Source organism: Alphaproteobacteria bacterium (genome assembly GCA_035625915.1).
GTDB lineage: Bacteria > Pseudomonadota > Alphaproteobacteria > JACZXZ01 > JACZXZ01 > DATDHA01.
The window spans coordinates 1-11,990 of record DASPOR010000211.1 but is presented as its reverse complement, the minus strand read 5'-3'; the positions used below and the strand labels follow the sequence as shown (position 1 = coordinate 11,990).

Below are 11,990 nucleotides of genomic sequence, written 5' to 3'. Positions count from 1 at the left end.
ATTGCGGACCTCGAGGCGCTGGTCGCTGCGGCAATGGTGGCGGCATGACGGCGCCGAAGCGCCCCCACTATCCTGGCCTATAAGCGCGCGCCGTCCTGCGTGGCAATGTCATAGCTCGTGTTCTTGCTCCCGCCCGGATTGCGCCGAAGGATGTTGCGCTCGATCAGCTCGTTTATGTCGTGCTGTGCCGTCGGGATCGAGCATTTGGCGAGGGCTGCCCGGGCTTTCGCCGCCGGGTTCAAGACTGTTCTAATCAAATTATGAGGAGAATAACGGCCCTTTCTCCTCACCGACTTTGCGCCGGTGCGGGACTATTCATTTTTTTGGCGAGGCAACGTATCCAAGCGGTGAGGGCTTACGCGCAGAATAGCGGGACCCTCGCCGAGCGACCTCGGCAATCGGACTCGCTTAGTGCTGTGGGCAGACAACGAATGCGCTGGCCGGCGAAATCGCCGCTACGTTGCCCGGTTAATTGACCCAGCTCACGCGTCGCGCAACAATTTCAGTCCGATAGGATCAGTGGGTCAACTGCCAAGAGCCGTCCGGCTGAATGCACGCGACTCCGTTGACGATCGAGCCGTCTTCCTTACGCCACTGTCCACTTGAGCAGGTTTGTTGTCCCTGGGGGGCGGCACCTTGCCCGGAATATGTCGCGGGCGGGGCGGATGCGGGCGGCGGATAATAATTCACGGGCGGCGAATAATAAGGTTGCCCGTAATAGTAGGGAGGATAAGAGTAGTAGGGAGGATAGTAGTAGCCGGGATAGTAGTATCCCGGATAGCCCCACCAGGGACCCCATCCCCAGCCCCATCCGCAGCAACCGCCGCGCCAACCCCATCCGCCGCCGTGCCAGCCGCCGCCGTGCCAGCCCCCACCACCGTGCCAACCGCCTCCGCCGTGTCCATCGGCATAAGCCCGGTCGGCTGCGATCATCGCGCCGCACCCGATCGCCACGGCAAGAATCAGGCAGCCGAGCACTCGGCGTAACCATTTGGCGCCCGTGGCGCCGCAGAACGGCTTCGTGACCGGCATCTTCAACTCCATGGCCCGGCCAAGCGGGCTTGTCCCTCTTTAGAGTGGGGCTTTTCGCACCCCTCCGCAAGGTGGAAGGTGGCCCGAGCCTCACGCGGCCCGGGCGAAATCGGCCCCACCCTCCAGCGCCGTCTTCAACGCCTCGTCCACATTATCGAGCCAGACGAAGTTGAGCGCATTCCGCGCCTCCTCGGGGATGTCGTCCCAGTCCTTGCGATTGCGTGCGGGCAGCATCACGGTCTTGAGTCCGGCGTGCATCGCGGCCAACACCTTCTCCTTGATGCCGCCGACGGGAAGCACCAGCCCGCGCAGACTGATCTCGCCGGTCATGGCCACGTCGGCCTTCGCCGTGCGCCCGGTGAGGAGGGATGCGAGCACCGTGAACATGGCGACCCCGGCACTTGGCCCGTCCTTCGGCGTGGCCCCCGCCGGAACGTGGATGTGAATGTCGCTCTCCTCGAACAACTTCGGGTCGATGCCAAGCAGCTCATGCCGCGATTTGACGAGGCTGAGAGCGGCCTGAGCGCTTTCTTTCATCACGTCGCCGAGCTGGCCGGTCAGGATCAGTTTGCCGTGGCCGGGCATGCGCGATGCCTCGACGAACAGAATGTCGCCGCCGACCGGCGTCCAGGCGAGCCCTGTGACGACACCGGGCACGCTCGTGCGCTGCGCGTGCTCCGCCTCGAAGCGGCTCGGCCCGAGGATCGTGGGGATCGTATCCGCGGTCACGCGAATGCGCTCGCCCGGCCGCTCCGCGATCCGCATCGCGGCGTGGCGAAAGACAGCGCCGATCTCCCGCTCGAGATTGCGAACGCCGGCCTCGCGCGTGTAGTCGCGGGCGATCGTGCGAATCGCATCCTCGGTGAGTTCGCAGTCCTCCACCTTGACCCCGTTCGCCTCGCGCTGGCGCGGCACCAGATAGCGCTCGGCGATCTTGAGCTTCTCCTCCAGCGTGTAACCCGAGAGCCGTATCACCTCCATGCGATCCAAAAGCGGCCCCGGAATCGTCTCGAGCATGTTCGCCGTTGCGATGAAGACGATCTTGCTGAGATCGAACGGAACGCCGAGATAGTTATCGCGGAACGTGTTGTTCTGCTCGGGATCGAGCACTTCGAGCAGGGCCGAGAACGGATCGCCCTGAAAGCCGCGTCCGAGCTTGTCGATCTCGTCGAGCATCAGCACGCAGTCGCGGCTGCCGGCCTTGCGGATCGCCTGGACGACGTTGCCCGGCAGGGCGCCGATATAAGTGCGGCGATGGCCGCGGATTTCCGCTTCGTCGTGCACGCCGCCGAGGCTCGTGCGCTCGAACTTCCGTCCCATGGCGCGCGCAATGCTCTTGCCGAGCGAAGTCTTGCCCACGCCGGGGGGCCCTACGAAGCACAGGATTGGCGCCTTCCCGGTCGGATTGAGCTTGCGCACCGCGAGATACTCGAGAATACGGCGCTTGATCTTTTCGAGGCCGTAGTGATCTTCCTCGAGCACTTTGCGCGCCTCGGCGATGTCGATTTCCCGCCCCGTCTCGACCGACCAAGGCATTTCCGTAAGCCATTCGAGATAGGTGCGCAGCATCGAATACTCGCCACTCGCATCCGGCATCCGGGCGAGCCGCCCGAGTTCCTTGAGCGCGTGCTTCTCGGTCTCTTCCGGCATCTTCGCCTTGAGGATTGCCTCCTTGAGTTTCGCGACTTCCGCACTTTGATCGTCGGCTTCGCCAAGCTCTTTCTGAATTGCCTTCATCTGCTCGCGCAGGACGTGCTCCCGTTGACGCCCTTCGATCGACTCGCGGGTCTGCTTTCCGATGTCGTAGGAGACGCGCAGCACCTCAAGTCGATAGGCGAGGAACCACACGACCAGATCGAGGCGGGCGTGGAGGTCGAGCGATTCGAGGATCTTCTGCTTATCCTCGGGCTTGAGATCCATGATGCTCGCAACGAGGTCGGCGAGAGCCGACGGCGACGTCGTGTTCTGGATCGCGAGGGCGAACTCCGCCGGCGCTTCCGGCATCAGCTTCAATGCTTCGAGTGCGCGCTCCTTGATCTGGAGCACGCGCCCGTCGATCTCGGCCCCCTTCGGGTCGGCCTCGGCGATGCGCTCCACGCGGGCGGCGAGGAAGGGATGGCCCTCGACGAACTCGATCACGCGGAAACGCTGCTCGCCGCGGCCGATCAGGTGGTGCCGGCCATCCGGGGTCGTGACGTAGCGCAGGACCGAGGCGACGGTCCCGACCGTGAAAAGATCGCCCGGCTTGGGGTCGGCCGATTCGGGGTCGCGCTGCAACAGCGTACCCAAGGGCCGCTGGTTGAGGGCGGCGAATTGCGCCGCCGCGACCGAGCGCTCGCGCCCGATTTCGAACGGAAGCACGGCAGCGGGGAACAGCACGGTATTGCGCAGCGGCAGGATCGGCACGACATCCGCCGGCAGCGTATCGGTGGCGCCGGTATGGGATTCGGCGGTATGGGCTTCAGTTGCGTTGCTCATCGGTCTCTCTCTTCCGTTCGTCCGTGGCGTTCGGCTCAATCGATCTTCCTGAGTGCGAGCTTCAGGCAACCATTGATCAGCTCCCGTCCGATCAGCTCGTAATTGCCCGCCGGCAAGGGGATGTGGCGCTCGAAGCGGCCATAGGGAATTTCAAGGCGGCGCACGACGTTGCGCCGGCTCGTTTGGAGCGGGCGCCGCTCGCCGGCGACCAGGAGGCCCCCATGCACGAAGCTCGCCTCGAGCTCATCGGGTACGACCCCAGGAAGGGCGACTTCGACGAAAATACCCTCATCCGTCTCGATGACGTCGCAGGGCGGTTCCCAACTATGTTGGGAAACATCCTGCCCGAGTTCGAAAAAGCGGCGGTGGAGGCGCTCGGCGCGGTCGAGAAGCTCCGACGCCTCAATCCACATGCGCAGCGACGCTGAACGTTGCGACATGACTAAACTCCTTGCCTCATCCGGTTTTGCTTCGTGAGACGCCGACGGCTGTCGGGTCGCGGGAGAATCCCACAGGGATATCTCCTATTCTTTTTCCCCTCATGCGCGGAGATGTCCCGCGCATCGTCGCCTTCGCTTCTGGCGAAAAGTGCCTCGAGGGCAAAACTTCCCCGCGGGGGTACGATCGATTCTTCCCACCGGCCCGGCGACGATGAATTGAGGATGTGGTCTTGACGGCGCAGGCGATTGCCCCGGCTCGGGCGACGGGTGCCGACGCAAGGCCGCGCTCGAAGCAATCGAGGTTCATTATTGCTCCCTTCTGTCTGCCCCCATGCCGTGGCGGGCCAGAACCGCGGACCCCTCCTGGGCATCCGCACCTCTTTATTTAAGCATCGAGCCGGCCTTCGTGAAGGGGCCAGCGGCGGCGACCTATCCCTTCGGGCAGGATCGCCAAAGAGCGGCTTTTTGCTGTCCGACCGACGATGCCACATATTATGCGGATTCCGCGATTGGCAACGGGGCAAAGCAGGATGACCGATCGTCCTTTGGCGCATGCTCCTCCCTCCCCCCGAAGGATGCCGCAAATTTTCCAGCACATTATAAGATAGCCCCACCAAACGGCATGTGGGACGGGCGCTCGCGGTTCGGGCACCCGCTGACGGACGCCAGGTGAGGGGAGGCGCTCATTCCATGATCACACCCGCCCAGGAAACCGCATTGCATCATGTCGAGGGGCGCGGACGAGATCTTTCGGCATGGACGCGCCGCATCTTCGAATTCGGCGAGACCGCCTGGCGCGAATACGAGTCGGCCGCCTGGTACGTCGCCCGGCTGCGCGCGGAAGGCTTCTCCGTCGAGGCGGGCTCGGCCGGGATGCCAACGGCCTTTTGCGCGGAATGGTCGAACGGTGCCGGACCCGCAATCGGCATGTATGGCGAATATGATGGCGTGCCGGGCAACTGCCAGGACATCGCCACGGTCAAGCGGCCGCGTCCGGGGCTAAGCGAACATTCGGGCGGCCATACCGATCCCCACTCCGCCCTCGGCATCGGCAGCCTGGGGGGCCTTCTTGCCTGCAAGGCTGCGATGGAACGCCACGGAATTCGGGGCAAGTTGCGCTTCACGGGCGAGCCTGCCGAGAAGGTGCGCGGCTCGAAGCCCCTCCATGCGGCAAAGGGCTATTACGACGGCCTTGCCGCCATGATCTCCTTCCATCCCCACTTCATGCACCCCCTCTGCAACACGGTGCGCTGGAACACGCACTGCGGTGCGGCTTACGGGATGATCTACCGCTTCGTCTACGATTCGTCGGAAGCAACGCAGCCGGGAGGTGCTGCTGCACCGATGCCCCAGGCTCATACGGCAGCACGGGCGCCCGGTGCGAACGACGCGCTGATGCTCATGTATTTGAGTTCGAAGGCTCTGCGCGACTCGATGCTGCCTCATCAGGGCGGATGGTCGATCAGTGAGGCGATCCTGACGGCGGGGCAGGCGACGGCCGACAATCTGCCGGCGGGACTTGCGGAGATTCAGTACCTCATTCGCGTGCCGACCGTTGAAATGGCCGAGCAGGTGACGGCCGTGCTCGACCGCAACGCGGCCGCGGCGGCGGACATGGCCCGCTGCCGGCACGAGTGTCATTGGGTTTCCAAATCGCGCGCTGGCCTACCCAATCACGCGATCGCCCGGACCACCTTCGAAGCCCTGACCGCGGTCGGTCCGCCGAAATGGGGCGAGCCCGCATGCGAGGTCGCGCGGGAGATTCAAAGAAACCTCGGGCTGGCGCCGATGGAGGCACCTTTTCTCGATGCGTGCGAGCGACTTATCGCACCCGAAGAGGCGGAGCGGATCCTCCGTCTCGATTTGCCGCCTTCACAGGCGAATTCGACCTCGGACGATTACACCGATATGTGCTGGCACGCACCGACCGCGCGCCTTTATGTGGCCCGGCCGGCCCTCAAGACGCCGCCCGGATATCGCTATCCGGACTGGGTGATGAACGCGCTCGGCGGGATTCCCGAGACGATCGATCCGACGGTTGCATGTGCTGCGAAGACCATCGCGCTCACCGCGCTTCGCCTTCTCGAGGACGAGGGTGCCCGTGAGGCGGCGAGGCGCGAATTCCTCGAGCGGACCGGCGGCGGTATCGGCGGGAAGAAATGGATCGCCCCACTCGCCGACTATCCTCCGCCAATTCATTTCCGATGGCCGGAATACGTCACGACGGCGCGAGGCCGGGAGTGGTGGATTCCAACACCGCCGGCCTGAGGGCCAAGCGACGTGCAATCTCTGCCATTCACCAGGACATCTAAACAGCGCTGTCCGCAGCGGGGCGCGGGAGGCCGCCCTATCGCGCAACGCTTCTTGGCTGTAAACAACAATGGCGACGTGTTAATTAATATTTCGGATTCTGTGGATGGGGATATCCGCGACCGCATGGCCTCGTCTATATTTGCGTGGGGATACGGGGTCCGATCGGAAAACCGGCTAAAGTTTTGAAGGGCTAAAGCGCTCAGCCGTCTTGGTGCGACGCCCAAGAGCAAATTTCGTCCGTTGCTTGGCGGGGTGAAGACGTCATGGAAGATTGGGTATCGAAGCGCGGGTTGACGTTGATCGATTCACGGCGGCTCAAGGCGTTGAGCGTTCGCTCGGATGCGCGCGGCCTCGCCCAACTCGGCAGCCAGCTCGGCGCGATCGGCGTGACGGGTATTCTCCTCGCTTTGACGTGGGGGAGCTGGTGGGGCGTGCCGGTCTTCATCGCCCACGGCATTCTCATCAATTGCCTCTATGCAGGCCAGCACGAGATGAGCCATTGGACCGCATTCAAGTCGCGCTGGCTCAACGACGTGGCCGGCGAGGCGATCGGCTTCATCGTGATCTATCCGTTCATCTGGGATCGCTGGTTCCACTTTGCCCATCACCGCAATACGCAGAGCTGGGAGAAGGACCCGGAGCTTCTGATCCGCTCGCCCTATACGTTCGGCTCATACCTCTTGAATCTGTTCGGCTTGAGCTATTGGTATGGCCGCGTGCGCTCGACCGTCCGGCTCGCCATGGGCATCGTTCCGCCCTATGCCCATTGGCTGAACGAAAAACAGCGAGGTGCCGTTATCGTCGAGGCGCGCTGGCACGTCGCGGGCTATCTCGCGATCGCAGCACTCTCCATCGCATTCGGCTCGTGGGCAGCGGTCCAATTCTGGCTCGCACCGATGCTGCTGACCAAGGTCGTCCATCAGCTCCAGAACGTCGGCGAGCATACGTGCCTCACGCACGAAACGGATGTCCTCAAGAATACCCGCACTCTCAAGGGGCCGTTCCTGATGCGTTGGCTGATGTGGAATATGTCCTACCACACGGCGCACCACACCTTCCCGGGCGTGCCATTCCATCGCCTGGCGGAGCTGCACCGGGAGCTTGAGGAGCGCCTCGGCGCGCCGGTTCCGACGGCGGGATATCTCGAAGCGCACCTCGGTATCGCGCGGACTCTCTGGCGGGACATCGAAGAGCCCGAACTCGTGCGATGAACGGGCCGACGGCCCTCGCGAGTGCTGAGGATGAATAATCCAACACCGACACTGGAGGTTTACCAGTCGCTCTGGGCGATGGAGCTTCGCCGCCCCGACGGCGAGGAGCGCACTCTAGAGGAGTCGTTCGAAATGGTGGCCGCTGCCGGGTATGACGGCATGGCGATCGATTTCGGCGCCACCGATGTCGCGACGGCCTACAAGGCGAAGCCCCTCTTCGAGAAACACAAGCTCGGCTGCCTGCTGATCGCGTTTCCGCGCAGCATATCGGCCTTGGCGCCGGTTCTCGAAATGGCGAAGGAATTCAAAGCCCCTTTTGTCAATGTCATCGGCAAGGTGATGCCGATCAGTGTCGAGGGAATGATTCCGGTGGTCCGCCGATGGATCGAGATGGCCGAGACCGCCGGGGTTACGATTCACTTCGAAACCCATCGCAACTGCCTCACCAACGATTTGTTCGCAACCCTCCAGCTCCTCGATGCCGTGCCCGAGATGACGCTAAGCGCCGATCTCTCCCACTACGTGGTCGGGCGCGAGTTCGATTTTCCCATCCCTCAATCGATGCACGAGCTGATCCGGCGCATCATGCAACGCGCCGAATCGTTCCAGGGCCGTGTTGCGACGCGCGAGCAGGTCCAGGTGCCGATCGGATTTCCCCAGCACAAAAAATATCTCGACCTGTTCCTTGGCTGGTGGGAGGAGGGCTTTCGAATGTGGCGGCGGCGCGCATCTCCCGGCGCACGGCTCAATTTTCTCTGCGAACTCGGCCCGCGCGATTACGCGATTACCGGGATCGACGGCTACGAATTATCGGATCGATGGGACGAAGCGCTCATCCTTCGCGATCATGCGCGCGCGATCTGGAGCAAGTTGGACGCGGAGGATCGCCGTGGCGCCTGATCCCCGCGAGGGCGAGCAGAGCGAAAAGGTGCTATTGACCGAGGTCGACGGCCGCGTCGGCATCCTGACTTTCAACCGTCCTCACGTCCTCAATGCGTTCGATGCCCGGCTCATCGAAGCGGTTGGTGCTGCAATGACCTCGTTCAGCACCGACCCCGCAATTCACGCCATCGTGGTCAGGGGCAATGGCCGTGCCTTCTCAGCGGGGTTCGATCTCAAGGCATCGGCTGCGCGCGGTCCGCTCACGAACGTCGAGTGGCGCGAGACGATCGAGACCGATTTCGACTTCATCATGCAGTTCTGGGATTGCGAAAAGCCGACGATCGCGGCCGTGCATGGATTTTGCCTCGCGGGCGCGTTCGAGCTTGCGCTTGCATGCGACATAACGGTCGCAGCCGAGGGAACGCGCTTTGGCGAGCCGGAGGTGCGATTCGGCTCGGGCGTCATCGCGATGCTGCTCCCGTGGATCGTGGGACCGAAACACGCGAAGGAATTGCTTTTGACCGGCAACGACCAGATCACTGCCGAACGCGCCCGCGAGATCGGGGTTGTGAACCACGTCGTCCCGGCGGGCGAGGAATTTGCCAAGGCAATGGACATTGCGCGCGATATCGCCGCGGCCGCGCCCCTCTCGGTTCGAATGACCAAGCGGGCGATCAATCGCGGTTACGAGACCATGGGCCTGCGCCAGGCCCTTCTCGCGGCGGTCGAAACCGACATCTTCATCGAGAGCAGTGCCGGCCCCGAGCGGACCGAGTTTAACCGCATTCGAAAAGAGCAGGGCCTCAAAGCCGCACTTGCCTGGCGCGATGCCCGATTCAAGTGAACGGGACAGACAGGGATTCGGGAGCGGGGGCGACTTGAGCGAACACCGGCTGACCCCACTCCTCGCACCCCGCTCGATCGCACTCGTCGGCGCAAGCCCGAAGCAAAGCACGCCGGGGAACGACATGATCGTCATGTTGTCGCGCGGCGGATATGTCGGGGAGGTTTTCCTGATCAATCCGGCCTATCCCGAGATCGACGGAAAAAAGTGCTACGCGTCGTTCGCCGACCTGCCCCAATCAGTCGATCTCGCGATACTTGCGGTGGGCAACGCACGGCTCGAGGCGACCTTGAAGGAGGCGGTCAAGGCCGGAGCGCGCGCCGCTGTCATCTTCGCAAGCTGCTATCTCGAGAATGACTCGACGCCACCCCTGACCGAGCGGATCGCGGCGATTGCCCATGCTGCGGCAATGCCGCTTTGCGGGGGCAACTGCATGGGTTTCTATAACGATAGCGCGCGCGTCTGGGCAGCCGGCTTTCCTGCGGCGCGCACGGCACCTCCCGGCGGCATAACCTTCATTTCCCATGCGGGTTCGGTGTTCGGCGCCTTCGCCCACAACGATCCGCGCTACCGCTTCAACCTCGTCGTCTCCGCCGGACAGGAACTCGCGACGGCGGCGGCCGATTACCTCGATTATGCCCTGGAGCAGCCGGAAACGAAGGTGGCGGGGCTCTTCCTCGAAACGGTGCGCGCGCCGGAGCGGTTTGTCCGCGCGCTCGAAAAGGCAGCGGCCAGGGACGTGCCGGTCGTCGTGCTGAAGACGGGGCGCACCGAGACGAGTGCGGCGCTGGCGCTCAGCCATTCAGGGGCTATCGCAGGGAACGACGCCGCCTACGATGCACTCTTCGATCGCTATGGCGTCATCCGTGTCGACACACTCGACGAATTGGGTGCGACATTGCTTCTCTTCGCCCAGGGTCGCCGTGCTGCTTCGGGTGGGCTCGCCGTCATTCAGGATTCGGGCGGGGAACGCGGTCTCGTCATCGATCTCGCCGCCGATCTCGGTGTCCCCTTCGCGCGGATCGGCGCCGAGACCGTGAAGCGCCTCGGCACGCGGCTCGAATACGGGCTCGAGCCGGTCAACCCGCTCGATGCGTGGGGAACGGGGCACGATTTCACCAACATCTTCGCCGACTGCTTTACCGCGTTGATCGAGGACCCCGACACCGCACTCGGCATCTTCTTCAACGATCTCCGGGACGGGTTCTATATCCACGACGGATTTGCCGAAGCGACACGCCGCGCCGCGAGCGTCACGGGGAAGCCCGTCGCCTACGCGACGAACTTCAGCCAGGTGCGCCACGATCGCGCTGCTGTTGCTCTCGGGGATGCCGGGATTCCGGTGATGGACGGAACCGTGCCAGGCCTTCTCGCGGCCCGGCACATGCTCGCCTATCGCGACTTCAAGAACCGCGGCGACGATCCCCCACCGCACGTGAAGCCGTCCCGAGATTGGCGCGCCCGGCTTGCGAATGGCCCGATGGACGAGGCTGAGGCGCTCGCTCTTCTCGCGGATTATGGGATTCCCGTCGTATCCGCGTCGGTGGTCGACGACGTCGAAGGCGCCGTCGCTGCCGCGCGTCGGATCGGCTTTCCCGTTGCCTGCAAGACGGCGATGACCGGCCGACACCACAAGTCCGACGTGGATGGCGTAAGGCTTGGGCTGACAAGCGAGGATGCCGTGCGTGCGGCCTACGCGGATTTCTCGCAGCGCCTTGGTCAGCGCGTGTCGATTGCGGCCATGGCCAAGCCCGGTGTCGAACTGGCACTCGGCTTCGTGAACGATGCGCAATTCGGCCCGATCGTCATGGTGGCGGCGGGCGGAATCCTGATCGAGGTCTTGCGCGATGCGCGATATGCCCTGGCCCCCTTCGGTCCGGCGACGGCGCTTCGAATGCTGGGACGCCTCAAGCTTCGAAAGCTGCTGGATGGTTTCCGCGGCAGGCCGCCCGCAAATATCGAGGCAGCGGCACTCGCCATCGCTCGCTTCTCCGTCCTCGCGGCGGAGCTTGCCGACAGCATCGCCGAACTCGATGTCAATCCGCTCATCGCCGGACCCGAGGGCGTTCTTGCGGTGGACGCCCTCGTCATCTCGAAGAAGGAGTAGGCCCGTGGACCTCACGCTTTCGCCGGACGAGGAGACCCTCAAGGAGAAGGCGAAGGCGTTCGCCGAGCGCTTTCTCTTTCCCCACGAGGAAGAACTGGAGATGGCAGGCCATCTGCCCGCCGAAACGCTTGCCCGGTTGCGCCAAGCGGTAGTCGACCATGATTTCAACGCCATCAATCATTCCCGCGAGGATGGCGGCCAGGGCCTGTCGATATTCGGGCAAACGCTCGTCAACGAGGAGCTTGGCAAGGCAACGAATGGCCTCTGGGCCATTGTGTGGCATCCGGCCTATCCGCTTCGATTCGGCACGAGCGCGCAGAAGCGCGAATATCTCATCCCGAGCTGCGAGGGAAGGCGGCGCGGCTCCTTCGCGATCACCGAGCCGGGTGCGGGTTCCGATCCCCGCCTTGTCCAAACCCGGGCCGACCGCCGCGGGGGCAAGTACTATCTTTCCGGCGAGAAATGGTTCGTCACGACGGGCGATTATTCGGACTATCTCATCGTCCACGCCCATGTCGACGGCGATGCGGACAAGCCCACGCTCTTTCTCGTCGACAAGGCGCTTCCGGGCGTGCGGATCAAGCGCGTTCCCAAATTCATGCACACTTACGTCTTCGAGCATCCGGAGTTCGTCTTCGACGAAGTCGAACTCGACGAGGGCAGCCGTCTTGGCGAGGTAGGCC

10 protein-coding genes are annotated in these 11,990 nt (G+C 63.6%); 6 read left to right on the top strand and 4 right to left on the bottom strand.

Annotated elements, in window-relative coordinates:
• Positions 1-77: 77 nt before the first annotated feature.
• From VEJ16_17395 to VEJ16_17380, 4 genes are all read right to left on the bottom strand, one after another.
• Complete coding sequence (locus VEJ16_17395; GenBank protein ID HYB11439.1) at positions 78-242, bottom strand: hypothetical protein; 165 nt, start codon at positions 240-242, stop codon at positions 78-80.
• Positions 243-516: 274 nt separating this feature from the next.
• Positions 517-1,032 (bottom strand): hypothetical protein, encoded by a 516-nt coding sequence (locus VEJ16_17390; protein HYB11438.1) that lies wholly within the window; start codon positions 1,030-1,032, stop codon positions 517-519.
• A gap of 90 nt (positions 1,033-1,122) precedes the next feature.
• Entirely contained in the window at positions 1,123-3,510 is a 2,388-nt protein-coding gene (lon, locus tag VEJ16_17385; GenBank protein ID HYB11437.1) for an endopeptidase La, read from the bottom strand.
• A 35-nt stretch (positions 3,511-3,545) separates the two neighbouring features.
• Entirely contained in the window at positions 3,546-3,950 is a 405-nt protein-coding gene (locus VEJ16_17380) for an Hsp20/alpha crystallin family protein (GenBank protein ID HYB11436.1), read from the bottom strand.
• 690 nt (positions 3,951-4,640) lie between these two features.
• On the opposite strand from VEJ16_17380, the gene VEJ16_17375 reads away from it, so the two are divergent.
• From VEJ16_17375 to VEJ16_17350, 6 genes are all read left to right on the top strand, one after another.
• Positions 4,641-6,218 carry an amidohydrolase gene (locus VEJ16_17375; protein ID HYB11435.1) on the top strand — a complete coding sequence of 526 codons (1,578 nt, stop codon included), beginning with the start codon at positions 4,641-4,643 and terminating at the stop codon, positions 6,216-6,218.
• Positions 6,219-6,526: 308 nt separating this feature from the next.
• Positions 6,527-7,474 carry a fatty acid desaturase gene (locus VEJ16_17370; GenBank protein HYB11434.1) on the top strand — a complete coding sequence of 316 codons (948 nt, stop codon included), beginning with the start codon at positions 6,527-6,529 and terminating at the stop codon, positions 7,472-7,474.
• A 30-nt stretch (positions 7,475-7,504) separates the two neighbouring features.
• Positions 7,505-8,374, top strand: coding sequence for a sugar phosphate isomerase/epimerase (locus tag VEJ16_17365; protein ID HYB11433.1), 870 nt, complete (start codon positions 7,505-7,507; stop codon positions 8,372-8,374).
• Positions 8,364-9,200, top strand: coding sequence for an enoyl-CoA hydratase/isomerase family protein (locus VEJ16_17360; protein HYB11432.1), 837 nt, complete (start codon positions 8,364-8,366; stop codon positions 9,198-9,200). Before VEJ16_17365 ends, VEJ16_17360 begins: the two co-directional genes overlap by 11 nt.
• 34 nt (positions 9,201-9,234) lie before the next feature.
• Positions 9,235-11,307 (top strand): acetate--CoA ligase family protein, encoded by a 2,073-nt coding sequence (locus tag VEJ16_17355; GenBank protein HYB11431.1) that lies wholly within the window; start codon positions 9,235-9,237, stop codon positions 11,305-11,307.
• 4 nt (positions 11,308-11,311) lie between these two features.
• The coding region (locus tag VEJ16_17350; GenBank protein HYB11430.1) for an acyl-CoA dehydrogenase family protein at positions 11,312-11,990 on the top strand (679 nt) is incomplete at its 3' end.

Bases quoted from the DNA above. Each gene is read 5' to 3' on its own strand.
- VEJ16_17365 (HYB11433.1), top strand. From the start codon at position 7,505: ATGAATAATCCAACACCGACACTGGAGGTTTACCAGTCGCTCTGGGCG.
- VEJ16_17380 (HYB11436.1), bottom strand. From the start codon at position 3,950: ATGTCGCAACGTTCAGCGTCGCTGCGCATGTGGATTGAGGCGTCGGAG.
- VEJ16_17375 (HYB11435.1), top strand. From the start codon at position 4,641: ATGATCACACCCGCCCAGGAAACCGCATTGCATCATGTCGAGGGGCGC.
- VEJ16_17370 (HYB11434.1), top strand. From the start codon at position 6,527: ATGGAAGATTGGGTATCGAAGCGCGGGTTGACGTTGATCGATTCACGG.
- VEJ16_17390 (HYB11438.1), bottom strand. From the start codon at position 1,032: ATGCCGGTCACGAAGCCGTTCTGCGGCGCCACGGGCGCCAAATGGTTA.
- lon (HYB11437.1), bottom strand. From the start codon at position 3,510: ATGAGCAACGCAACTGAAGCCCATACCGCCGAATCCCATACCGGCGCC.